The organism is Bradyrhizobium sp. CCBAU 53340 (assembly GCF_015291645.1).
Classification (GTDB): Bacteria; Pseudomonadota; Alphaproteobacteria; order Rhizobiales; family Xanthobacteraceae; genus Bradyrhizobium.
In genome coordinates, this window is record NZ_CP030056.1 from 463,494 (window position 1) to 488,649 (window position 25,156).

Annotated in this window: 18 protein-coding genes; 4 read left to right on the top strand and 14 right to left on the bottom strand. The window is 59.0% G+C overall.

Annotation, left to right across the window (positions count from 1 at the left end):
- Positions 1 to 91: 91 nt before the first annotated feature.
- The 3 genes from XH89_RS38815 to XH89_RS38825 all read right to left on the bottom strand — a co-directional run bounded on the left by XH89_RS38815 (position 92) and on the right by XH89_RS38825 (position 5,384).
- Positions 92 to 3,190 (bottom strand): efflux RND transporter permease subunit, encoded by a 3,099-nt coding sequence (locus XH89_RS38815; protein WP_128930011.1) that lies wholly within the window; start codon positions 3,188 to 3,190, stop codon positions 92 to 94.
- Positions 3,187 to 4,062: an efflux RND transporter periplasmic adaptor subunit gene (locus tag XH89_RS38820; protein WP_232995547.1), complete on the bottom strand. Its 876-nt coding sequence runs from the start codon at positions 4,060 to 4,062 to the stop codon at positions 3,187 to 3,189. Before XH89_RS38820 ends, XH89_RS38815 begins: the two co-directional genes overlap by 4 nt.
- A 197-nt stretch (positions 4,063 to 4,259) precedes the next feature.
- On the bottom strand, positions 4,260 to 5,384 hold the full coding sequence (locus tag XH89_RS38825) for an efflux RND transporter periplasmic adaptor subunit (protein WP_164933587.1): 1,125 nt from the start codon (positions 5,382 to 5,384) through the stop codon (positions 4,260 to 4,262).
- A gap of 146 nt (positions 5,385 to 5,530) precedes the next feature.
- Here XH89_RS38825 and XH89_RS38830 point away from each other — a divergent pair, with 146 nt between their 5' ends.
- Positions 5,531 to 6,178, top strand: a complete 648-nt coding sequence (locus tag XH89_RS38830; protein ID WP_164938227.1) for a TetR/AcrR family transcriptional regulator — start codon at positions 5,531 to 5,533, stop codon at positions 6,176 to 6,178.
- Between the two features lie 388 nt (positions 6,179 to 6,566).
- Here the strand turns inward: XH89_RS38830 and XH89_RS38835 are convergent, their stop codons facing one another.
- The 11 genes from XH89_RS38835 to XH89_RS38880 form a co-directional block, all read right to left on the bottom strand.
- Positions 6,567 to 8,639, bottom strand: a complete 2,073-nt coding sequence (locus XH89_RS38835; protein ID WP_128930007.1) for a methyl-accepting chemotaxis protein — start codon at positions 8,637 to 8,639, stop codon at positions 6,567 to 6,569.
- A 201-nt stretch (positions 8,640 to 8,840) separates the two neighbouring features.
- Complete coding sequence (locus XH89_RS38840; protein WP_128930006.1) at positions 8,841 to 9,836, bottom strand: zinc-binding dehydrogenase; 996 nt, start codon at positions 9,834 to 9,836, stop codon at positions 8,841 to 8,843.
- Positions 9,837 to 9,960: 124 nt separating this feature from the next.
- The gene (locus tag XH89_RS38845) at positions 9,961 to 10,809 is read right to left on the bottom strand and encodes a fumarylacetoacetate hydrolase family protein (RefSeq protein ID WP_128955136.1); all 849 of its coding nucleotides are present in this window, start codon (positions 10,807 to 10,809) and stop codon (positions 9,961 to 9,963) included.
- A 40-nt stretch (positions 10,810 to 10,849) separates the two neighbouring features.
- The gene (locus XH89_RS38850; protein ID WP_128930004.1) at positions 10,850 to 12,121 is read right to left on the bottom strand and encodes an MFS transporter; all 1,272 of its coding nucleotides are present in this window, start codon (positions 12,119 to 12,121) and stop codon (positions 10,850 to 10,852) included.
- Between the two features lie 25 nt (positions 12,122 to 12,146).
- A complete protein-coding gene (locus XH89_RS38855; protein WP_128930003.1) occupies positions 12,147 to 12,584 on the bottom strand; it encodes a nuclear transport factor 2 family protein in 438 nt (145 codons plus the stop codon).
- 6 nt (positions 12,585 to 12,590) lie between these two features.
- On the bottom strand, positions 12,591 to 13,223 hold the full coding sequence (locus XH89_RS38860) for a VOC family protein (protein ID WP_128930002.1): 633 nt from the start codon (positions 13,221 to 13,223) through the stop codon (positions 12,591 to 12,593).
- Between the two features lie 311 nt (positions 13,224 to 13,534).
- Positions 13,535 to 14,860: a carotenoid oxygenase family protein gene (locus XH89_RS38865; protein ID WP_206733113.1), complete on the bottom strand. Its 1,326-nt coding sequence runs from the start codon at positions 14,858 to 14,860 to the stop codon at positions 13,535 to 13,537.
- A gap of 13 nt (positions 14,861 to 14,873) precedes the next feature.
- Positions 14,874 to 15,005 (bottom strand): hypothetical protein, encoded by a 132-nt coding sequence (locus tag XH89_RS42240; protein WP_276575769.1) that lies wholly within the window; start codon positions 15,003 to 15,005, stop codon positions 14,874 to 14,876.
- Positions 15,006 to 15,020: 15 nt separating this feature from the next.
- The gene (locus tag XH89_RS38870) at positions 15,021 to 18,476 is read right to left on the bottom strand and encodes an indolepyruvate ferredoxin oxidoreductase family protein (protein WP_164933586.1); all 3,456 of its coding nucleotides are present in this window, start codon (positions 18,474 to 18,476) and stop codon (positions 15,021 to 15,023) included.
- A 51-nt stretch (positions 18,477 to 18,527) separates the two neighbouring features.
- Positions 18,528 to 19,409, bottom strand: coding sequence for an NAD(P)-dependent oxidoreductase (locus XH89_RS38875; protein WP_128930000.1), 882 nt, complete (start codon positions 19,407 to 19,409; stop codon positions 18,528 to 18,530).
- On the bottom strand, positions 19,406 to 21,088 hold the full coding sequence (locus XH89_RS38880; RefSeq protein ID WP_164933585.1) for an FAD-dependent oxidoreductase: 1,683 nt from the start codon (positions 21,086 to 21,088) through the stop codon (positions 19,406 to 19,408). The genes XH89_RS38875 and XH89_RS38880 overlap by 4 nt, the downstream gene beginning before the upstream one ends.
- A gap of 440 nt (positions 21,089 to 21,528) precedes the next feature.
- On the opposite strand from XH89_RS38880, the gene XH89_RS38885 reads away from it, so the two are divergent.
- The 3 genes from XH89_RS38885 (at position 21,529) to XH89_RS38895 (ending at position 25,000) form a co-directional block, all read left to right on the top strand.
- Complete coding sequence (locus XH89_RS38885) at positions 21,529 to 22,176, top strand: PadR family transcriptional regulator (protein WP_128929998.1); 648 nt, start codon at positions 21,529 to 21,531, stop codon at positions 22,174 to 22,176.
- Between the two features lie 166 nt (positions 22,177 to 22,342).
- Positions 22,343 to 23,683, top strand: coding sequence for a Na+/H+ antiporter NhaA (nhaA, locus tag XH89_RS38890; RefSeq protein ID WP_128929997.1), 1,341 nt, complete (start codon positions 22,343 to 22,345; stop codon positions 23,681 to 23,683).
- A gap of 312 nt (positions 23,684 to 23,995) precedes the next feature.
- Positions 23,996 to 25,000, top strand: a complete 1,005-nt coding sequence (locus tag XH89_RS38895) for an IclR family transcriptional regulator (protein ID WP_128929996.1) — start codon at positions 23,996 to 23,998, stop codon at positions 24,998 to 25,000.
- Positions 25,001 to 25,156: the final 156 nt, after the last annotated feature.

Consider the following 25,156-nt stretch of genomic DNA (forward strand, 5'->3'; position numbering starts at 1 on the left):
GGCATCACGAACTCCCGGTACAAACCGGCGCGGAGCGTGGCGGTTACCAAGCAGGACGCCAAAGGCCTTGTGGCATCGCGCTCGGGCTTCCCTATGGTGAGCTGGCCCTGGCGAGCCTGCTGGGCTCCTCCTGGCGCGAAGAAGAGTCCTTTAGTGGGGCTTCTACACGGAACCAGGCGATGTAAAGCGCCGGCAAGAAAAAGAGAGTCAGGAAGGTCGCAGCCATGATGCCACCGATCATCGATAGCGCCATAGGACCCCAGAAGACCTGCGGCGCGATCGGAAGCATGCCGAGGCTTGCTGCGGCGGCCGTCAGCAGGATTGGCCGCATGCGATGCTGTGTTGCCAGCACGACTGCCGACCATTGATCGTGACCCTCGTCAAGCATTTCGTCGATCTGCGCCATCAAGATAATCGAATTGCGAATGATGATCCCGATAAGGGCTAACGTACCGAGAATCGCGACAAAACCCATCGGTTTTCCGGATACGAGGAGAGCGAACACAACGCCGATCAAGCCGAGGGGAGCCACGCTTACGACAAGGAACAGCTTCGCAAAGCTTTGCAGCTGGACCATAATGAAGAACGCCATCGCAAGCAGCATCACAGGCACGACCGCAACGATTGGACCCTGACCCTTTGAGCTCTCCTCGACGGCGCCTCCGGTTGCGATCTTCATCGACGCCGGCAGGTTCGCGGCGAAGGTCTCGATAGCCGGCGCAAGCTGTTGGACGACAGTTGCCGGTTGCGTGCCATCGTGGATGGTGCCTCGAATCGTGATTGTTGGGACACGGTCGCGTCGCCAAATAATGGGCTGCTCCAGGTCATAGCGAAGTGTTGCGAACGAGAGCAACGGGACCACCTGTCCATTGCCAGTCGGGATCTGCAACGACTGCAGCGTTTCGATTCGGCTGCGTTCGTCGTTTGCGGCGCGCCCAACGATGTTGACCTGATAAATGCTATCGCGCATCTGTGTAATGGACGTCCCGCCGACAAGGCCGTTCAGTATCGAGGCAACATCGACGGAGTCGAGCCCGAGCTGCCTCGCCTTGTCTTGCGCTATTTCGACTTGAACGACCTTGCCTGGCTCGTTCCAATCAAATGTCGGAGGGTCAAGATGCGGGTTGTCGCTCATGATTTTGGCGATCTCCAGTGCCTTGGCGCGCAATTGCTGGATGTCCGGCCCGCTGAGGCGGTATTGCAGCGGACGTCCAACCGGAGGTCCAAGGTCGAGCGGGTGGATGAAGACGTCGATCCCGATGAATTGATCGGCCGCGGTCTTTCGCAATCTGCTTTCGATCCGATTGCGAGCTTCAAGTGACTTGGCTACGACGACCACCTGGCCGAAATAGTTAAAGGCCATCTGCTGGTCGAGTGGCAGATAGAAGCGGATCGCACCTTGCCCAACATAAGAGCTCCAGCTTTCGACGTCAGGATCGGAGGCCAGCCCTTTTTCGAACTGGTCGATCTGCTTCTTGGTCTCAAGGATCGTGCTGCCCTGCGGAAGCGTCAAGTCGACGAGCAGCTCGGACCGGTCTGACGACGGGAAGAACTGCTGCTGCACAAATCCCATACCGACGATTGCCACCGCGAGCAGACCGAGGCTTCCGCCGATTGTGACCCAGCGGAAGCGCATCGCGGCCTCCAGTAGAACGACAAAGTAGCGGGATAGCCGGCCGACACCGATATGGTCGTGATGTTTCATGGTTTTTGGAAGGACCATGACGCCGATCAGTGGAGCGAACAGAACGGCTACCACCCAGCTGGTTAGTAGCGATGCTGCGATTACGAGGAACAGAGTGTAGGTGTATTCGCCAGCCGATGAGCCGTTGAACCCAATCGGGATAAAGCCTGCGACAGTTACCAGGGTTCCGGTTAGCATCGGAAATGCGGTCGAGGTGTAAGCAAAGGTCACTGCGTTATAGAGATTGTCCCCGCGCTCAAGGCGGTGCACCATCATCTCGACTGTTATCATTGCATCATCGACGAGCAGTCCAAGCGCGATGATCAGCGCACCTAGGGAAATGCGCTGCAGCGTTACTCCAAAATACTGCATGATGACGAACACGACCGCCAGCACGAGCGGAATTGAGAACGAGACCACCAGCCCTGCCCTCACTCCAAGACTGATCAGGCTTACCACCAACACGATGGCTATGGCCTCAACGAGCGCTTCGGTGAAGCCGCCGACTGCCTGCTCAACTATCTTCGGCTGATCGGAAACCAGGTGGAGTTCGACGCCTACCGGAAGCGTGGCCAAGATGTCGCGCATCTTTGCTCTCAGCGCCTCACCAAATTGAAGCACATTGCTAGAGGCCATCATCGCGATGCCGAGCCCGATCGCAGGCTTTCCATCGACACGAAATAGCGGATCGGGTGGATCGCGATATCCACGGGTGATGGTCGCGACGTCGCTAAGCGGAAGGAAGCGGTTGTCGATGCGCAGGTTGGTGCTTCGAAGGGCCTCTTCCGAAGCGAATTGACCGCTTACGCGCAGCGAAACTTGTTCTGGGCCCGCTTGTACGACGCCTGACGGCTGCACTGTGTTTTGATTTTGCAGTGTCTTGATGAGCGACTGCATATTAAGACCGAGTGCCGCCAGCTTGCGCGTGGAGATGTCGAGATAGATGACCTCATCTTGTGCTCCGATCACCGTGATCTTGCCGATGCTTGGCACGGTGAGAAGTTCCGAGCGCACCCGCTCGACATAGTCGCGCAATTGCCGTGGGCTGAGTCCGTCGGACGTAAACGCGTAGATGTTGCCGAAGACATCGCCAAATTCGTCGTTGAAGGAGGCTGCGCCTACGCCTGAAGGCAGGGTGTACTGGATGTCCTGAACATGTTTGCGGACCTCATAGAATAGCCACGGCACGTCCTTTGGCTTGGTGGTGTCCTTCAGATTGACCAAAATCGTGGTCTGACCGGGCGTCGTGTAGCTCTTGACGTAGTCGACCGCGCCGATCTGTTTCACCTCCTTTTCAATCCGGTCGGTCACTTGATTGAGCATGTCGTCAACCGTCGCGCCGGGCCATTGTTGCTGGATCACCATAGTCTTGATGGTGAACGGAGGATCTTCCTCGCGACCGAGGCTGCGGTAGGCGAGCAGGCCCGCTATCGCGGACGCTATCATCAGGAACCAAACGAACGAGCGATGCTTTAGGGCCCATTCAGATAGATTGAAGGAGGTCACGACTGATTCTCTTGCAAAAGTTTGACGAGTTGTCCTTCGGAGAGGGAATGCACGCCGGCAGTGATGACGCGATCGCCAATCGACAAGCCGGATGTAACTGCCACGCGGTCTCCCCTGTGGGCGCCGAGCATCACAGGACGTGCTAGAGCCCTCTTGTTTGCTCCCACGATCCAGACGGCGTCCTGACCTTCGATTTTCAAAAGAGCACTAACCGGAATCTCCATTTGGCCCTCCTGTGCAGCCGCGAGGCGGATCGTGGTTCCCAGCCGAAACGCTTCAGGTGGATCTTCGATGGTGAACCGAATGCGCCGAGTTCTGGTCGAGGAGTCCGACTGCGGCGCGATCTCACGGACGACCGCCTTGGCTGCGATGCTATCCTGGACGAGGAGCGATGCCCGAGAGGATGAACCTTCGATGAATTGGCCAATTCGGTCGTCCGGTATGTCGAACACACCGTCGCGAAAAGTTGGGCGAGCGATGGTGACAACCGTCTGGCCTACCGAGACGACCTGGCCGATTTCCGTGGACCAGGAGACGACGACACCGTCATAGCTGCTGTTTAGGGTCGTGTAGCCGAGTTGTTCGGTCGCCTTCTGCAGACTCGCCTCAGCTTGCGTGGCGCGTGATTGGGCGCTCTGCTGGGCTGCTGTTGCCGCATCGAGGTCCGCCTGTGTCCCGCTGCCCGTGCTGAACAGTTTGTGCTTTCGTTCCAGAGTGGCCTCGGCATTGGCAAGGACCGCTCGAGCGTTGGCCAGATCGGCCTGGCTTGAGACGATCGCGAGCTGCGCGACGGTCGAATCAAGGGACCCGAGTCTTTGCCCCTTGGCAACGAGATCTCCCACATTGACGTCGCGCGAGCTCATTCGCCCCATTGTTTGAAAGCCAAGCTCGGCCTGGTACCGAGGCTGCACCGTTCCGGTGAAGGTGTCGATCCTCTACGAGGCCGGTTGCACAACCATGGTGAGCACGGGACGAATGACGGGCGATTCGAGGCTCTTCTCCTCGCACCCGGAAAGCGCCGCGGCGCAGGCGAAAAGTAGCAGCCGCAAGACCGTGGGTGCGGGCGACGTCATGGCTCGGCTCCGTAGGCGACCGCGACAACCTTCCCTGGATACAGCAGTTGTACGCTGGAAGTTACGACACGCTCGCCTTCTTCCAATCCGGCGGCCAACGCGACCGCTCCAGTGAGATATTCCTGCACGACGACCCCGCGAAGCCGGGCCTTGTTCTCGCTATCCAATATCCAGACTGCGGGCTTACCGTTGGCTGCAAACAGCGCGCTCGATGGAATGACAAAGGCAGGCGATAACTCCCAACGGGCTCTACCGACGACGGCCGAACCGAGTGTCAAATCGGCCGGCGCTCGTTCGACCGCGACCTTGAGCGTAACGGTGCCGGTGGCCTGATCCAAAATCGGCGAGATCTCGCGCACAGAGCCGGCAACAGTTACATTCGGCATCGATTGCGAGGTGATGTCGACAGTCCTGTCGTTTGGCGGATTGGTGACAAGAATCTCGGGAACTTGGAATACCGCATCCCGCGGGCCATCCTCGGCAAGGGCGAAAGCCGTCTGTCCGGCCTGCACAACCTGGCCGACTTCGATACTACGTGAGACAATGATGCCGTCCCGTCCTGCCTTCAATTCCGTGTAGGTTAGCCGCTCGCGTGCCGTATTCAGGGCAGCTTGTGCGCTGTTGACCTGCGCCTCATCTGTTCGAAGCGTGGCTAACGCCTGATCGAATCGCTCACGTGTGGTAGAGCCACTGCTAAGCAGAGACTGTTGTCGCTCGAAATTTCGTTGGGCTTCCAGCAACTGCGCATTCGCAGCATTCAGCGCTGCTTCAGCACTGGTAACATCGGTCTGCTGCTCGGTCCGTTCAAGATGCGCGAGAGTTTGACCTGCTTTGACATACTGCCCAACCTCGACGTCGCGACGGACAACTCGTCCACTGGTCTGAAATGCAATGTTCGAAAGGATGCGAGCCTGGATCGTCCCAGTGAGGGGAAGGTCTGGCGTGATGTGTTGCCGGCGGGCGGTGGCGACGGTCACGCGCAACAGCGCCGAAGACTTGTCACCCGCTCGCGCCATCGAGTTCGGGAACGCTGTAAGCACGGTCGCGACGAGCGCGAGCGACGTGCGGAATTGCGCCCTGTTGGCCAGCCGCGGCATTAGGTCCCCTTCTTCGCTGGGCATTTGCAACATGCTGATTTAACTCAAAGTTTCAAGTTGTCTGAGCGCCCCGCCAAAGAACTCCAAGGCGTAATATTCAACAGGCGTTGAATATTTAGTTGCATCGTTCTAAACGTCAAGAGGTCGGAATGGTCGATGGAGGAGGAGGGATGTCTCGAAAAGCCGTGAGAACGCGCGGTCGACCACGGAAGGGCTCAGAACTAGAGGCCGACAACCTTCTCGATGCAGCGCTCGACGCATTTGCCGAGCACGGTTTCGAAAAGGCAAACCTCCGCTCAATCGCTGCTGCCGCGAAAGTTGATGTCGCCCTGATCTCTTACCACTACGGATCAAAACTCGAACTATGGAAGGCCGTAATCGAGTCGTTTTCGGGGGAGGCGATGGCTCTGCTCGCATCCGTGCGATCGGATGGGGCAGAAGTGTCTTCGAGGGAGCGCCTAGAGCTTACGATTGAACAATTGATCAATGTGGGCCAGCGTAAGCCGCAATTTGCGCGATTTGTCATCAACGAGGTTGCCGGGATCGACCAGAGCGAGCGATTTGAGTTCTTTCACAATGCCCTAACTAAGCCACTCCGAGAAACCTTGGTACCCTTGATCGCAGCAGTCAATCGGAGTGGCAACAGCCGGAAAGTCGATCCGAACTTGCGATTCTTTGCCGCCCTCGGCGCGATGTCGATGTCCATGGCTAACCGGCAATTCATCGCGCGATTTGCGCCGGTTGCTAAAGACGACAAGCAATTCCGCAAGGAGCTGATCGCCGTCATTAGCGCAGTGATGTGTCCCGAAAACGCCTAGCAGGCTGCTGAATTAGTAGCCGATCGACGGGCGAAAAAGAGAATGTCGTCGCCGCCTGAGTTTACCAAAAGGAAGTAGGAGGCTGCCCAGCCACGTCGTGATCGCAACGTTTCCACGACACGGCTCACAGCTGCACCGCCAGCAAAGTTTGTGAGGCGGCGGTCGTGACTAGTGTGGGTGCTGACCTGTCACTCAATTGTTATCCAGCGGACGATCAGAGTCTGCGGGGTTTCCGCAACGAACTCGAGGCAAACATATTGAGTGCTATCCCGACATGACTATCGACGGTGTGTCCAGGTGACCTTGTGGTGAGTGCCCGTTCAAGACGAGCAATGAGACGTTCAGCCCGGAGAGTTCCGGCGAGGACAGGTGATCCGTGTTAGGCCCGTTAGGCTGCGCGGATCGCTTCCAGGAATGTGGCGACCTCGGTCTCTAGCCGGTTGCTTTCGCCGGACAGTGACTTCGCGGCGGCGAGCACGTTGAATGACGCCGTTTCGGTCTCGCTGGCGCCCCTCTGTACATCAACGATGCTGGCCGAAACCTGTCGGGTACCATGCGCCGCCTGCTGCACGTTGCGGGAGATTTCGCGCGTTGCCGCGCCCTGCTCCTCAACCGCCGCCGCGATCGTGGAGGCGATTTCTGACATGCGGCCGATGGTGTCTCCGATCGACTTGATCGCGCCGACCGAGTCCTGGGTTGCGCTCTGAATGCCTGTTATCTGCTGACCGATTTCGTCGGTTGCTTTGGCCGTCTGCTCGGCCAGAGCCTTGACCTCCGACGCCACCACCGCGAACCCGCGGCCGGCCTCCCCGGCGCGTGCCGCTTCTATAGTGGCGTTGAGGGCCAATAGGTTGGTTTGGCTTGCGATCTGGCTAATGAGTTCGACTACGTCGCCGATCCGACGGGCCGCCTTGGCGAGTTCGGCGACATGCTCGTTGGTCCGTCCCGCCTGCAGCACCGCTTCGCCAGCAATGCGGGCTGAATCTTGCACTTGGCGACCAATCTCGTCGACGGACGACGACATCTCCTCGGCGGCCGCCGCCACGGTCTGCACGTTGGTCGAAGCTTGTTCGGAGGAGCCAGCCACGGCAGCCGTGATCTGTTTGGATTGCTCGGCCGTGCTAGTCAGCATACCGGCCGACGCTTCCAACGCCGCGGAGGCGGACGAAACGGTCCTGATCACATCGCCGATCATGGCCTCGAATTCGCGCGCAATCTGGTCCAAGCGTTGGCCGCGTTTGAGTTTGCCCTCGGCTTCGCTGGCGGCCGCGGCGTCGGCAGCCTTTTGGGCGACTAGCTTGTCTTTGAAATGCTGTAGCGAGCCGGCAACTTGGCCGACTTCATCATTCCGGCCGGTCGATGGGATCTCGACGTCATGGTTTCCGGCCGCAAGAGTGCCGATCACCTCCGCAAGCTGGCCTAGCGGCGTCACCACGCGTCGGCGCAGCATTATGGTCACGCCAGCGAGCGTACCGAGCAGGGCCAGCACTGCAACTCCTGCAAGCACCAGCATCCCCAGCGCGCCGTCACGGACCGCCGAGGCGCGCTCGGCAGCTTCGGCCAAGGCGGCATCGCGGACGCCGAAGAACATCTGGATAGCGGGCACAATGACCTTGGCCATGTCGGAGGGACTGAGACTGTATTTGCCGTCGCCTCTGGCCGCCGGCATTTCCTTCTCGACGACCGGAATCGCCTTTCCGAAATAGGCTTCGACGGCCGCTTTCATGGCCGTGGCAAGGCGGGGCGGATTGCCGAGCTGGTCGATCGTGCCCTCGATGCGTTCTCGGTCGGCATCTAAGCGGCCCTGCATACGATCCATCAGCGCAAATTCAGCGGGAGTGAGCGGACGCGAGGCGCTCAAGGCCGGCGACAGTGGCGAGGCGTGGCTGCCGGCGGTCACCCGCAAATCCTGCGCGGTTCGCGCCAGGCTCAGCAGCGTTGCAAGTGAAGAATCGGCGCTGACCACCTGCCCCTCCAGCCGATTCAGGATCGGCTCGATCGCGCCGATCATCTCGGCAACAGTGGGAAGGAGTTCTTTGACCACCGCACTATCGCGCGATCCGAGGGATACGCGCACGGCCCGATCGGCCGCCGCATGAACATCCTTGAAACGGCGCCCGGTACGGTCCAGGCTTTGGATCATCGGTTCGCCACCATCAAGGGCCAGCAAACTGTTGCGGGCCAGGTCGAAGGCCGCATCGGCGGCGCTCGACGCCTTGCCCATCGCTTCGATCTGGGTCGGCGTGGCGGGCGTTTCCTGAAAGATCGTGATGTAGGGTGTACGAAGGCCCGCCAGGTGTTGACTGACCATCAGCACCGCGCCGAAAGCCTCGACCATTTTGATGGATTCGGAGCGACTAACGAAGATGCGCGTCTGCGGAAGCAGAACCTCGGCGCCGAGAATAACCGCAAACGTGGTCACCGTCAGCATCGACAGCGCAAAGAGCTTTCCGATTCGCATGCGTACCCCACATTTCGCATAAGTTTCCGAGAACCTATCGCGCTCTCGCTAATTCATCATTAAGTCCGGGACGCATCTTGGTGGCGGTATGCCTATGTATAGAATTGTCGTGTCGTCGATTGCGCCGCATCTCCTTGCCATCGACAGGAAATGGAAGGCGGCGAATCACGGCGTCTCGGGTGTGCGGTGATGCATCCCTCGCTACGGCTTTAACACCAGCTTGCCCATAACTTCCCGGCCATCAAGCATTCGATGCGCTTGCACAGCCTCCCTAAGCGGCAATCGCACCGTCACGGACGGATTGATGGCTCTTGCTTCCACGAGTTTGAAGACCTCTGACGCAATCCGTACGCGCTCTTGAGGAAATGGATCGTAGACGTGAACGCTATAAGCACGCACTGAGATGCTGCGGTCCATGTTCTTGCGCAAGTCCGCGAATAGGTCGGACGATGGAAGTCCCGACAGCGCATTGAACGTGACGATCTGTCCCAAGGGAGCAACGAGCTTGATGTTGTCGCGGAAATCCGGACCGACCAATTGGTCGAACATCAAGTCGACGCCCGTACCTTTGGTGATATCCAAGATCCGGGCACCAACCGCTTCAGAGCTGCTGTCGATCGCATAGCTTGCACCCCGCTCCAAGGCGAACGCTGCCTTGTTCGGGGCCCGGCAGACAGCTATCAGCTGTATCCCAGCAGCGCGGCAAAGATCGATCATGGCGCAGCCGACGCCGCCAGTAGCTCCGTTGATGGAGGCGACCTTTACCCGGCGCAGATCTGCAGCGTCATTCAACATGCCCCATGCGACCTGATAGTCGGGAATTGCGACCGCGCCCTCAATGTCTATGCCTTCAGGCAGCTTCGTGATCTCGTGGACATCGCAGGCGACATATTCGGCGTAACATCGGCGAGAAAACTTCCATGCGAGAACGGGCTGGCCCGGGGAGAAGCCTTCAACACCATCTCCCACCCGCTCAACATAGCCGGTTACACTGATCCCCGGCACCTCCGGATACTCCACGGGCCACGGGTAGCGTCCAGTCCTGACCAGCGCATCGTATTTCCCGACCCCGATGGTGTCGGTCCGAATGAGGACTTGCCCAGCCGCCGGTGTGGGAATTGGCAGATCGATGTATTTGAGGACCTCGGGTCCTCCCGGCTTTTCGACTTGAACAGCTTTCATCATGGCTGCGGGCATGAACACCTCCGTGCGCTGAATTGGTAAGGTCGTATTGGCGCGCTTAACCGCGGGCCGTTGTTGAAAGCAGATTGTTGGGTCCGCCTATCGGGAAGGTTTTAAGCGGCCGCTTTCGGGCGAGCTTTCACGTCGGTTCGTCGATCACCGCGTTTTCCAAAATTCCGACGCCTGAGATCTCCACCTCGACCCGGTCGCCAGCGCGCAGCCAACGCGGCGGAACGCGACGCGACCCAACTCCTGCTGGAGTACCGGTCGCGATGATATCGCCTGGCAGGAGCCTGAGAACACTGGACAGATAGCTTATAAGCCGCGGTAACCCATAGATCAGCTGGCTCGTCGATGCCTGTTGAACCACCTCGCCGTTTAAGCGCGTGGAAAGCGCGAGGCGGTCCGGATGCGGGACGTCAGTCGCCGCCACGATCCAGGGTCCTATGGATCCGCTCGAATCGAAATTCTTGCCCGTCATGCCAGTGGCAGAGTGTTTTTGGTAATCTCGGACACTGCCCTCGTTTAGACAGGTGTACCCGCCGACGTAGTCGAGCGCCCTTCCCTCCTCCACTCTGTGGCACGTCCGGCCGATGATGAGAGCAAGCTCCCCCTCGTAATCGAGGCGCTCAGACACTTTAGGCCGAAGCAGCAGCTGGCGATTCCCAACGAAGCTCTCGTGCGTTCGCTGGAAAAAAGTCGGGTAAGCAGGCGCCTCGTTTCCGGTCTCGTCTACGTGAGCTTTATAGTTGAAGCCAACGCAGAACACCCTGGCCCTAGCAGACAGGGGAGGAAGAAACTCAACGTCACCAATCTTCAGGTCAGGCTCGCGTGTCATAAGCTTTTCTGCGCGAGCCCAGCCTTCCGCAGCCACTACTTCATCGATATCAGATAGGCCTTTATCAAACGGCGACAGGGAGATGATGCCGTCGCCCTTCACAAGGCCGATGCTGACCGAGCCATTCCGAGCAAATCGAGCTACTTTCATTGAGATACCTTCTTTTTTTGAGGCGCTGATGAAGGCTGACTCAGCCGCTCTTTTCGCCGTTTTGGCTTAACGAGGCGGATGGGATCAAAGCAAAGATGACTGACGCCGCCAGCATCAGGGCGCTACTGGCGATGAGCGCGATGTCGTAGTTTCCCCGCAAGGCTTGAACCGCGGAAAACATCAGCGGGCCAATGGCTACGCCAATGGCGAACACGACGATAAACAGCCCGATCTTTTGCCCCAGCTGGGCAACGCCGAATTGCCGTGCGACAGTGTATGGGATGAGATCCGACTCTGCTCCCGCTCCAAGCGCAAGAAGAGCTGCGGCCAAATAAACCATAGAAGTCTGCCGTGTCGAGACCAACAGCAGTCCGGCAGCCACAGGACCGAGGCAACCAACGACCGCTACCAACCGTGGAGACCATCGATCAAGCATGGACCCGAGCAAGAAGCGGGCTACCAGCATCGTCATGCCGTATGTCGCCATCACAGCCGCCGCATCGACGGGCCGAAAGCCGCGATCGATCAACAACGGTGTCATGTGGACAATCATACCTTGAATGGCGAGCGTCATCAGTAGGAATGCCAACGCAAGCATCCAAAAAATTGGAGCAGACAAAAGCTCACCGAAGACAAGCTTGGAGGATTGCGCGGAAGCGGCGGACTTCTGAAAGCGCTCCTTGCCGGGAATGAGCCAGATGACGGCTACTGCGCCAAGGATTGCGACCCCAGCGCCGATCGCTGCGTAGCTGTTGCGCCAGCCGTATTCTGCAATGGAAAAGGTGGCGATCGCGGGCATTAACATGATGCCGGCGGCCGAGGCTGCATTAATGATGCCGAGCGCAAACCCACGAAAGGTCGAAAAAGTCCGAGTGACTATGTAGGTGAAAGCCGTGATCCCTTGCCCCGCGCCAAGGAGTCCGAGCAGGCCCATAAAGATTGCAAAACTTAAGGGATCACGTGGAAGTTGACCGAGTGCAATCAGGCCGAGCGCAAACAAAGCGAAAGAAAAGCCTGCAAAGACGCGCGGCCCATATCGGTCGACCAGCCACCCGACGATTGGCTGCGAGAAGCCGGAGCAGAGAGCAGCTGGCGCAAGAGCGGCAGCCACGCTGGCCCTCGACCAGCCCGTATCGTTGACAATTGGCAGCAGGAATGTTCCGAAAGTATAGATTACGATCGGCCCGAAATTGGTCAACATGCCAATTCCGGAACCGAGCACGACCTTTGTTGCCTCTATTCCACGTAGCTGAACCTGCGGCGACAGGTCGCCAACGGCCGGCAGCGCAGGCGTATTAACGCTCGTCATCATCTTCCTCCCCTTTTCAGCTCATGTTTTATTTTTTCTTGAGTTCGGTCACCGTTTTCTTTCTTGCGATCAACCAGCGCCCGTCGCTCCGATGCAGCTCGTCTTCGTAACGGCCAAATCCTGCTACGCCATCAAATGGCAGAGGAAACTGTTGAGGAGTGGTCTCACTGCGCTGGCTGAGCAGAGTTACGTACGCGTGAATAAGAATGCGATCTTCGTTCAGCCATTCCGATCTGATGTTGGAGATCAGGTGTCGGACGACCAGGTTGCGATCGCGGCGATTGATAAGATCAACAAGCATGCCCTTGCCGCGTACAAGGCCATCGCCGCGGTGCCAGACACCATCTTCTGTGAAGAGCCCTGCAGCGGCCTCGGCATTGCCATAGTCAAAATGCTCCATGAAGCTCAAGACCGTCGCTTGAGCCTCGAGGATATCCGCCGCTCGTTCTAGCCTATCCCGCTGCATGGGCCCTCAGATCTTAAGCAGCTGGTCTAATGGCTCGCCGGCGCGGAAGCGCGCCAAGAAATCCTTCGGGTCGACATCAATGCCAGAGGGATTGTTCTTGAAAGCGTCAGAGTCGATGAAGGCCTTGAGTTTCTCGGCGTCGTCAAAATTGTTGCAGCAAAGCTCAACGACGTTCTGGTCTGGATCTGAGAAATAATAGCTTGTCACTGGACCGTGGTTGGAAGCGCGGTGGGCTTGCAGACCAGCGCCGAGCAACAATTCCACGCGATCCAGCAGCGCCGCCAGATTTGCGTGACGAAATTGAAAGTGATTCAAGCCGGGATCGCGGCTGGGCGAGTCGGATAGCTCTGGCAGCTCGAATAGCGCCAGGACCTGCCCATGAACCGGCGAGCGGTCCAAGAACATGAAACAGGATCGCACGTCGCTAGCTCGGGTCTGTTTGGGCGAGCCGGCGAAACGGCGCCGGTTTTCCGGGGCACCGCCAGGATTTGTGATGCTCCAGCTCAATCCCAGCACAGATGAGTACCAGTCGCGCATCAGCTCGTACTGTGCAGTTTGCAGAACGATCTCCGAAACGCGCGGCGAAGGCAGCGCGGAGGTTGCCTTGTGCAGGTCGGCGGGTAGCGATTGGACGCTCATGGGGACAGATTCCTCATATGACACTTTTGACTTATAGTTCTAGGTTATCAGGGCTCGACGATATGTCAACTATTACATATGGCGCCATGCAGCATTTGTCTGGAGTTGAGCGCGGGCGCTTGTTCGTGAATGATCAAACGCCCGTCATGCTGAAGCGGCAACATGCAAGGCCGTCCAAGATCGCCGTCCCTGGCGCGACGGTCGCCTCACGAGCGAAATCAGCCACAGGCAGGTCACCACAAGAGATGTTACATCCTCTTGTGGTTGCCTGTGGCTGAGGTCAGCTGGTTGCTGTCCGTAGTGGAGCCGTGTCAGTTTGGTGCAGTGAGCTCGCTTGAAGGCACCGAGTTGCCGTGCAAGCCGTTGCGTAGCCGCAGCGGTAAGTGAGCGACTGCGACCGGGCCATCTGCAAAATGTTGAGTGTCCAAGATGACGAGGCCGCTCCGCCTTTCGTCGAGCCTGTTGACGAGCGCAATGACGTAGCCGTCTCCCTCCGGCGCATTAGGGGATCGGGGAGCAAACACCGGTTCTTGGACAGACGAGGTGGGACCGGGTAGCCAGCGCTCGCTCTTTCCGGTCGCTATATCCAGGTGAGCGAGGCCGTTGAGGAAAGCGTTGACCGAGGGCGGGCCACAGCGATCCGCGTCATACGGAGCGAAGGGGTCGATAAGGGCGAGAAAGGCATGACGATAGGGCCGCGTGGCGTAACGCTCGTCCACATGGGGGAACTCGCCCATCGTTTGGGTAAAGATCTCGGCCTGAGGAACGGGGCTGTTGCTAGATAGATCAAATGTCCATCTCGTCATGGCTTGACGCAGGGACCGGGGATCAGGCACGTGCCCACTATATTCTGGGAAGAACCAGAACACGTTGTCATTGACGACGGGCAGGTCGAGATAGACTTTGTGTCCTTCGTCCCATGCATTGATGGTGTGGCCCTGGAAGCCGTTCGTCGGCACTGTAAACCAACGAATATCTTTTCCGCTGCCGCGGCGGGGCAGAACCCCATAGATTTGGTCCACATTCGGCTGCCAGGCAAAGGCCGGTTCGCCCTGCTTCAGGCGTTCGATGTCCGACGTCAGCGAGCTCACGGGAAAGACGACATAGTTTTCCGTCACGGCGAAGTCGTGTATCATCGCTGCCCGCGGCGCATTAAACCAAGCTTCATGCACCACGTGTCCGCCGCGATCGATGACGTAATAGGCGATATCGGTGGTCGTCACACCCTTGGCGGCATAACCAAAGCCAATCAGCTCGCCATTGGTCGGATCGATCTTGGGGTGAGCCGTAAATGTCTGACTGGTCATCTTTCCGTCAAAACGGTAGTTACCGATCGTTTCAAGCGTATCTGGCCGCATCGCGACCGGCGGTCCGTCCTCCTTCAGCGCGAGCAACAGCCCATGGTGAACGACGACGTTGGTATTGGCCGTGCTTCGGATAGTACCGGCAACCGATGGATCGTCAGTGAACGGATTGCGGTAGGCGCCGTAGAGGGCGCGGCGCGCCGCCCGCTCCGCAACGAACTTGTCGGTCAGGACATATTTCGACGTAAAGTCGACATGACCATCCTTGAAACGGAAGGCGCCAACCATGCCATCGCCGTTAAAAAAGATGTCACGGCCAAGCTCGGCGGCCATTGTGGTTCGGGAGCTACACGAAAAAGGTGCCGTCGAGATCGGTTGGAATGCGTCCTTCAACGTCAAGATCGAACACGTGTGCCTCTACACGGCCAGGAGCGTCGAAGCCATGATAAATCGGATCGTCAGGGAAACGCTTCGTCATTTGTCACCTCGGTTTTCATGCCTTTAGCGTAGTGCGCGCGCTAGCGTCCAAGTGAGGCGCCGCATTTTCGTAACCTGCGAGCGCCTCCCCAAGGCGCCGCCGGAACAATTCGATCGCCTTTTGCTTCACGTGGCCGAAGCCACGCACCTCGAGCGGTAGCTCAGCAATGGCGACAGCCTGTGGAAGCGATGCCGCTGACAATCGACGGGGTAAGCGGTTCAAGGCATCGATGAATTCGGCGATCAGAGCACGCTCGGTGCGGCGCTCGGCGCTCCTTCCGAAGACGTCGAAGGGTGTTCCGCGCAAGATCTTCAAGGCCGCCAAGATTCTGAAGACGGGCAAGATCCAAGCTCCGAACCGGATCTTGCGCGGCTCTCCCGTTGTCTTGTCGCGGCGAGACAGAAAAGGCGGTGCAAGATAGATTGACAGCTTTGCGAAGCTATCAAACTGAGATCGGACTGCCCGCTCGAACTCTCCGCTCGTATAGAGTCTGGCAACCTCGTACTCATCCTTGTAGGCCATCAGCTTGAACAGGGATCGCGCAGCAGCCAGCGTTAGCGAATGGCCAGTATGAACCTTAGTCTCCGCCTCACGGATGTGGTTGATGACATCAAGGAAACGCTGGCTGTAGTCATTGCTCTGATAGTTGCGAAGAAATGTCGTAAGATCTTGGATCTCCGCCTCAGGGGTGCGCTGCTCAGTCTTTTCGGCCAGGCCTGCTGCAACAAAGACGAATTGAGGGTCGGAAGCTAACCGACGCCCCCACTCAAGCGCAGCGAGATTTGCCTCCTTGGCGGCGCCATTGAGTTCGATCGCCTGGTGGAGGTCCTCAAGGTTAAGGCCAAGCCAGCCTTTCTGATAAGCGCACCCGATCATCATGAAATTGGCGGCGATCGAATCGCCGAACAAAGATTGTGCCAAAGCCGTGAAGGGAAACACCGCGAAATGTTCCGGTTCAACTTGTGTGCTCAGCCGTCTCGTCAGCAAACTCGAATTCACGACGGCCTGACGATTAGTGACGAAATCTCCAGTGATGGACACGTCAGCATTGGCGAGGACGCGGCTCCGCCCTCGGTTGAGAGATGCCATCACGTCCGATGCATTGCCGACGATCTGGTCGCAAGCCAGGAGAAGGTCACAGTGCTCCGCTGGAATCCGCAAAGCATGAATGGGGCCGCCAAGATGAACGTGACTTGTAACCGCCCCGCCCTTCTGAGCCATTCCGATCTGGTCCAGCACCGCGGCCCCTCGACCTGCCAGGTGTCCGGCCATTGCCAGCACCGCGCTCGTCGTCACGATTCCGGTCCCACCTACGCCGGCAAGAAGAATGCGGCTGTGTTGCGGCGGCGCAGCGCTCACCAGGGGCAGCAATGGTTGGTCGATCGTAAGCTGCGGTTTTGGCCCGCGGTTCACACGGGCACCCTCGACAGTTACGAAACTGGGACAGAAGCCTCGAATGCAACTGAGATCGGTGTTGCAGCTCGATTGATTGATTCTTCGCTTCGTACCTAGTGGAGTGTCGACCGGCTCCACGGATAGGCAGTTTGACTTGATCGAGCAATCGCCGCAGCCTTCGCAGACCAGCTGATTGATGAAGACGCGGCGGCTGGTTTCCTTCAGTTGGCCACGTTTGCGTTTCCGCCGGCGCTCGGTAGCACACATCTGGTCATATACGATGATGCTTACACCCGGTTGGGCTCGCAATTTGAGCTGTACGGCATCAAGTTCGTCGCGATCCACCACCTCTCCCGCCAGGGAGTGGACCTCGGCATGCTCACGATAGGACGCCAGATCATCGGTGACCAAAATTATTGTGCTGACGCCCTCGGCCCGGAGCTGGCGCAGAAGCCGCTCGAGGGAAAGGTCGCCATCGACTGCTTGACCGCCTGTCATCGCGACAGCACTGTTGTAGAGCAGCTTGTAGGTGATGTTCAGCTTAGCAGAGACCGCCTGGCGGATTGCGAGCAGGCCTGAATGGAAATACGTGCCATCGCCCATATTCGAAAACACATGCGATTCGTCGGTGAACGGAGCGAGGCCGAGCCAGTGGATTCCCTCGCCGCCCATCTGGGAATAGCTGAACGTGTCAGGGCGATTGCGCGCGGCTAAACCGTGGCAGCCAATCCCAGCGAGAGCTCGACTGCCATCTGGCACGGCTGTCGACCGGTTATGCGGACACCCGGAACAGAAGAATGGACGCCGGGATGCGGGCACATCTGCAAATCCGCGTTGGTTCGTGTGCCGGCGCAAGCGTTCGCCTCGTGCTGCTACGACCTGATCACCGGATATCCTTGCGATGACCGCCGCGATCTGGACAGCAATCTGCTCGGGCGTTAGATCGCCCGTTGCAGAAAACATCGGGTGTTGCTCCGGTCCACATTTGCCCCAAACCGAGGGAGCCTGTGACCGGCCGTAGAGTATAGACTTTACTTGGCGCTCGATCAGCGGCGCCTTCTCCTCCACGATGACGAGCTCCTGCAGGCCTTCGGCAAAGGCTGTGAGGCCCTGAGGCTCTAGCGGCCAGATCATCGCCGGCTTGTAGAGAGCCAGCCCGAGCTCGATCAGCCGTGAATCGTGAAGGCCCAGCAGGTCGAGTGCTTCGCGCAAATCATTCCAAGATTTGCCGGCCGCGACGAAACCGACCCGCGCGTCCTTAGGCCTCACCGCGACGCGATCGAGACCGTTTGCCCGGACATAAGCAAGCGCAGCCGGCAAACGGAATTCATGCTGCCGCCGTTCCTGATCGAGCGGCAAGTCAGGCCAGCGGTTATGCAGGCCAATGTCCGGCACAGTGACGTCGGGCCGAACGGGCAAATTACCTAATTCTGCGGCCGGCACGGTGCGTGTACTGTCGGCCACTTCCGTCAGCACTTTTAGCGCAACCCAAGATCCCGTCAGCCGCGACATGGCAAAGCCGTGGAGTCCATAGCTGACGATCTCGCCGGGATCAGCCGGGTAGAGCAGCGGGAGGAGGAGACTGGCGACAGTCTCGTCGCTGTAGCAGGCGACCGTTGAGGATTTTGCCAGATGATCGTCACCCACGGCGACGACCACCCCGCCGTTCGGCGAAGAACCTTGCGAGTTGCCGTGCCTAATCGCGTCCGCCGCGCGATCCAGTCCAGGGCCCTTGCCGTACCACAACGCAAAAACACCATCGACCCGGGCGCCGGGTGATTGATGGATCTGCTGCGTACCGGCCACGGCGGTGGCCGCGAGTTCTTCATTGACCGCCGGCTGCACCACAATCTTTTGGTCGCTCGTTAGCCGCTTCGCAGAGGCAAACGCGGCATCGAGCGTACCAAGGGGTGAACCCCGATAACCGCTGACGAAACCCGCGCTCGACAAGCCATTCATCCGATCTCGCTCGGCCTGTAATAGCATCAGGCGGACGAGCGCCTGCACTCCGCCGAGGAGAACTGTTCCGCCGCGCTTGGAATAACGATCATCGAGCGAGATAGAGGAATTACTCATTCGCAACTCCATTGGATGCGCTGGCGCAAAAGACTTTCCGGCACGCCGGCATTAGCTCCGTGCGGTATCGATAGCGGAGCTGATCTGCACGCCGGGTGGGGCCGGCAAGTCGCCCGGAACGAACATGTCTCCCATCAAAGGCAGCGCCGGATCCACGCTATAATGCGTAAACTCGCGCACCCCCTCGTCATAGAGCACCGTGTCGTCAATCAGAAAGTTGCCCGTGAAGGCGCGCGCAGGCTTTGAGAGGATGGCATGGGCTGCGTCGGCCATGCTCTCCGGCTTGCGGCAATGACGCATTCCGTTCTCTCCGAGCAATGCAAATTGGATGGCAGCCGTCGCAATGGCGGTTCGGGGCCAGAGAGCATTGACAGCAATACCGCGATCGGCAAATTCCGCGCTCATGCCGAGCACGCACATGCTCATGCCGAACTTCGCCATGGTGTAGGCGGTGTGCGGCGCGAACCACTTGGGCGTCATGTCAAGCGGCGGAGATATCATCAAGACATGCGGATTAGCTGCCTTCATCAGGTGCGGAAGGCATGCCTTGGTAGTGATGAAGGTCCCGCGTGCGTTGACTTGAGCCATCAAGTCGAAGCGCCGGATATCCGTTTGTAGGGTGCCGGCCAGATGGATCGCTGATGCATTATTGATGCAAATGTCGATGCCGCCGAACGTCTTTGCCGCTTGGGCAACGCCGGCCTCGACGGAGGATTCATCACGGACGTCGACGGCCAGCGGCAACGCCCTGCCCCCAGCTCGCTCGATGGCTTCGGCGGCAGAATAGATCGTGCCGGGAAGATGCCGGTGCGCCTCGACAGTCTTGGCTGCAATTGCAACGTTGGCGCCGTCTTGCGCGGCTCGCAGCGCAATGGCGAGCCCAATGCCTCGGCTTGCGCCGGTAATGAACAGGGTTTTGCCGGTCAGACTCATGAGGCCACGCTGCCCATGCTCAAGGGAAGCGTTCTTAATGCCGACGTGCCCTGCACGCCGCCCGCGCCGCGGATGCGATCAATGAGCCGCGCCGGCTCTTCAGGAATAGCGTCCCCAATCCAGCTGATGTGTCCGTCCGGGCGGACCAAAGCGTAGCGGCGCCCGTAGACGGCGATGGTGTTTGGCTCCGGGATGAGCTGATGACGGATTGGCAGCCCAACCGCGTGCGCCGCACGGGTCAGACCGCCCACAGCAGCACCCACCTCCGATGCGAACTCCAGCAGCACGAACCCACGACCGAATAAGTCTAACGTGGAGTGGCCCGGCGAGAGCCAAACATGAGGTGCGCGGCCGCCGGCCTCGGCTACTTGCACGAAGTTCGCGACATCGGGCTCGGCTCGTTCGAACGATTCAGCGACGACGATCGGCGAATTGCGATAGACCGCCCCAAGATGAATTCCGAACGACCTCCATTCCCGCTGCATGGCCTGCTGGGTATAGGCTCCTGTTGCGCGCCGCGCCGTCTCGCCCGCAGGGCCTTGGTCGAGCAGCATCGGCTCTGGAGGAACCGAGCGCATCGCGGCTAGGTTCGCGGACGCCTGCGACACGTTGCGCATGGCGATCGGGCGCCGCTCTGTGTCGTAGCTTTCCAGGAGTGTGGGGCCGCCCCACCCCTCCAACACAGCTGCGATCTTCCATGACAGATCAACCGCCTCGGCAATGCCCGTATTCATGCCGTATCCGCCGGTCGGAGAGAGCTGATGGGCCGAATCGCCGACGAGGAAGCAGCGCCCGGAGCTGAACTTCGGCGCAGTGATCTCACGACGGGACCACGGCAACCAAGAGAGCACCTCGTAGTCAACATCGGCTCCGATTCCTCGTCGCACAAAAGTGTTGATCTGCGCCTCGCTCCAATTGGGCCAGGTCTCGTCGCCGAGCAGTTGAAGCCGCCAGGTATCGCGCCCGTCTATATTGACGAAGCTTCCCCAAACCCCCTCAGGCCCGACTAACACGTACCGATACGCCCGTTGGGCGAGCGTCTTCTGCGCCAGAGCCGGACACCGAACGAAGATGTTCGTGCTACAACTCAATACCTTGCTGTTTGTCGGACCAAGCGAGAGTCGCTGTGCGACTGTGCTGCTTGCCCCATCGCAGGCGGCAAGGTACTGCGCACGCACGCATAGTGGTTCGCCACCAAGCAGCGGGCGCACGTGAGCGATGACGTGGTCGCCCTTGTCCTCGAATTCCTCTAGGCGGTGCTGATACAGCAACTGGTTGGTCGAGTAGCTCGAAGCTGCGTTCTGGAGTACGGGGTCGAAAAAATTTTGAGGGCATAGCTCGTGCTTTTGCGGGCTAAACGGTGGCGGGACCGCGTGCGCTTTATCAGGGTAGACATCGCGCGCCAGTTCGTGGCCGAGGACCCCCGTCGCATAGACGATGCTGACCGGCAGATCGCGAGGAAACCCGGCCATTTCGATGGCCTCGACAATTCCCCAGCGTCGGCAGAATTCCATAGTGCGAATGCCGACATTGTCCATGCGAGGATGAACCATCCGGGCCGTCGGCCGCTCCTGCTCTATGAGCAGCGCTTCGACACCGCGCCAACCGAGATCGATTGCAAGCGACAAGCCGACCGGCCCTCCGCCGACTATCAAGACGGGCGTATCGATCGTTTCCACGGACATTCCTCCTGAATTGAACTGCTCGCCGGAGACCGTCTGGCCGCACCGGTCAATGGGCTGCGGCGCTAGAGGTGGTGTTTCGGCAGCGACCGAGGCTTTCCAAGAGGCATGCCCCTGCCCTGCATTTTTGAGAATTGGCCGGGCGCGCTGCTCTCCGGAACGTCCCTCTGCGGGCATGCCACTCATTCTTCAGAGGCCCTCGCAATAACCCGAACGCCGGCTGCGCAACGGGGCTTAGTGGGCATTCGACGCCGGGAAGCATCGATTTCCTCCATATGTCATATATTACATATGTGAGTAACAGGCGAATGTGCATATGTCAAATGTTGCCGATGGTAAAAGCTCGCCCTCCAGACTATGCAGGGTCAGGGCAAGGTCACTGAATGCTCCGTAAGAGCGTGATTGTGCTTGGAGATTAGGCGAGCTTGGAACTAGCGATGGCGAAGAAGAAGACGACCGTAAAACGGAAGGCCCCTGCGGCAACTCCTCCAGCAATTCCGACGCTTGGTTATGTCATTCTGACGAGCTTGGCCCACCATCCTCATACCGGTTATGAGCTGACTCAATTGATGGGCCCCCCGCGCAATTACATGTGGGAGGCCAAGCACAGCCAAGTCTATCCGACGCTGCAGCTGCTAGCGGAACACGGCTATGTCACGTTCGAGGACATTGCGCAGGAAAGCAAACCGGACAAGAAGGTCTACGAGGTTACGGAGCGCGGCCTCGAAGCTCTCAAGGAGTGGGCGAGAAAAGGTCCGACCCATGTGCCTGTCCGGGACGAGTTCAGCGTAAAGATGGCGGCATTGCGGTTGCTTCCGCCCAGTGAAGCTGTGGCCGTGCTCAACCGGCAAATCGAGCTCGTTGAAGGAGAGATAGCGGCCATCAACCTACACTTGGTCGATTTTGTTGATCGTTTCCGTTTGCCGGAGCCGGCACAGAGCAATCATCGCCAATTCTGCCTGCTATCTGCCATTCGACTCTCGCGCGACCTGAAGCTGACGGCTATGGAAGCCTATCGAAAATTGGCCGGCGAATTGTCGCGCGCCACTGAGCCAGCCAAGGCATCTAGAGCACAGTCAAAATGAAGACCCTCGGCAGTTTACAGCCATCTGCCGCTGGCCCTTGTTCCAGGGTCTCGTCCCGACGTTGAATTGCCACCATTACCCTGTATAGGGACGCATGGGTGTTCGCTGCATTGGGGCGGCGTCAGGTAACGCGATGGTCGGGCCGCCACGCGGACGATCTGCGCCTATGAACCACGATCCTAAATTCGGCGATCTTCCGACAGCTCAGCGATTGGCAGAACAGGCTGCGAACACACTTAACCGATTTCTGCATATTGAGGCAGTAAGCGGCGCGGTGCTTCTCGTTGCAGCAGCCGCGGCCTTGATCTGGGCGAATTCGACCGCGGCCCCGAGTTACCACCTCTTTTGGACTCTCCCTGTCACCATTGGCCTTGGTGAGTACGTCTTTTCCCAGTCGCTGCATTTCTGGGTGAATGACGCATTGATGACCGTCTTCTTCCTTGTTGTGGGCATGGAGATTCGGCGGGAGGTTCATGAGGGCGCACTGAGCCGCTTTGACCAGGCCGTTCTGCCGCTGATTGCTTCGGCCGGTGGCGTCCTCGTTCCCGCGCTTATCTATCTAAGCCTCAACAATGATGCTGCTCGGGGACACGGCTGGGCCGTGCCGACCGCGACGGACATCGCCTTTGCTGTTGGCGTCCTCGCCCTGCTTGGACGAAGAATCCCGGTCAATGTGCGAGTGTTCCTACTCGCTCTAGCGATCATCGACGACATCATTGCGATTTTGATCATCGCCGTCTTTTACACCGAAACTCTGCAATTAGGCGGCCTTGCTATCGCAGCCGTTGGCGTTCTCGGGGTCTTGGGATTCCAGCGGATGGGGATCGGTGCGGCATCGCCATATGTGGTGCCAGGTTTGTTGGTTTGGGTCGGATTGTTCGTTGCCGGGGTCCACCCAACACTTGCTGGAGTGGTGCTCGGGTTGATGACTCCGGCTCGCCCCATAGCGATGCGAGAACCTCCGCTGGAGGTGGCGTCGCAAGCGCTCGGACAGTTGAAAACTGGCGATGCGATGAAAACAGGAGATCTGCATTTGTTGCAGCAGCCGTTGCGCGACCTTCGCATAGCTCACCGTGAGATTTTGCCGCCCGCGTCGCGCGTGCAGATGGTACTTCATCCGTGGGTAGCTTACGGAGTGATGCCAATGTTTGCGCTGGCGAATTCGGGGGTCAGCATAAAGGGCGCGGATCTACCCGCTGCCGGCCTGCTGGTGACGATGGGCACCGCACTTGCTTTGATAGTGGGAAAGCCGCTTGGCATTTTCGGAGCGGCCTGGATCGCCGTACGATCGGGGTTCTGCTGCCTTGCTCCCGGGGTTTCTTGGGGCGGCGTCTTTCTCGTCGGACTGCTAGCGGGCATCGGCTTCACCATGTCCATCTTCATCTCGATGCTGGCCTTCTCCAGTGAAGGTTTTTTAAGGGCAGCAAAATTGGGCGTGTTGTTGGGCTCGGCCATAGCCGTGACGCTCGGCCTTGGCTGGGGCGCCTTCTACGTGCGACGTTCGTGACGTCGGTTCGTGTCCTTCCAGGCTCGGCACGGCCCGCGATATCGTCGCTGTCACGATCATCGGTCCGGTTTGTTGATCCGACGTAGCCTAGCAAAACCTGCCACCGCGCAGGGCGACATCGGCTCTTTTGCGCTTCCAGATCGGCTACTCCAGCAGAGGAGCTACCAAAGTTTGCGCTCTCACACGGCCATTCAGCCGGCAGTAATCTTGATAGGCTGCCCAGTTGTGCCTGGCGCTTGAAACAGCCCAGCGGCCGGTTAGTTTCTCTCGGGCTTTTAGCCACTCGCTCCCCAAGTCTCAACCGACCGCCGCTTGAAGCACGGCACGGAACCGAATAACGATCTTGATCCGAACCACGGCGCAGCCACCGCTATCAAAGACATGGCCCGAAAAAAGAACCTCCGCTCGGATCCGAAAAAAGCTAAGGGCCTTCCAGCTGGCGGCAGGCTCCGGTCAAAGGGAATGCCGCTGCGTGAACGGGAGGACGGGGAAGAGGCCGGCAACGGCATCCGTGCCATGCTCGTTGGTCTATCAATGCTACAGGCGATCGCGAAGGAGCGCCGGCCGCTTCCGCTTAAGGATGTTGCCACCGTCAGCGGACTCAGCCCGAGCCGGGCTCATAGGTATTTGTCAAGCCTGCTCGCGGCGGGCTTTATGGAGCAGGACGTCAGATCAGGCCATTACGCTTTGGGGCAAGCCGTTGTCGAATTAGGATTGGTTGCCCTCGGTCAATTGGATCACATTCGGATCGGCGTGGATGCGCTCGTCGCCTTCAGTGAGGAGACCGGCTTTGACGGACATCTCTCCGTTTGGGGCTCATTTGGTCCGACGGTGGTGCGTTGGCAATCCGGACGCTTGGGCTATCATTTCCGGATCGACGAAGGCCGCGTGCTCCCGCTCTTATGGTCGGCAACCGGGCGCGTGCTCATGGCCTATCGCGAGGGAGGGGAAATTGCCCCGCTGGTGAAGCAAGAGCTTGCCGTGTGGAATCGCGAGAACCCCGAACAGCAGATTCGGCGCCAGGACGTGACGCGCATGTGTGCGGCGGTTCGCGAGTTCGGTCTCTCAGCATCGGTTCCATCGCAGCAACGCAATGGTCTGCTCGACCCCGTATTTCCCACAGTCATCAGACTAGGATTGGAAACCACAGCAGCGCCGATTTTCGATCATCGCGGCCGTGTGCCAATGGCCCTCACGTTTTTTGGGTCAGTCCATGGTTCGTCCATCAATAGCGAACCTGCACTTCAAAAGAAGCTCCGCGCCGCCGCGCAAGCAGCTTCGCGGCGCCTGGGCGGCCTAGCCGAGCCGCCAACTTAGGAGCATTGGTCTCGCAAGAGCCAGCAGTTGGACGAATGTTGTGGAAGTCCAATCATTGGCTTGCCGCTCGACACGCCGCGCCGCAGCGTCCACATTCGGTCATGGAAGCCAATGGCCGCAGACGAGGTGAAGCCGAGCGCAGGTGGCGGGCTCGCT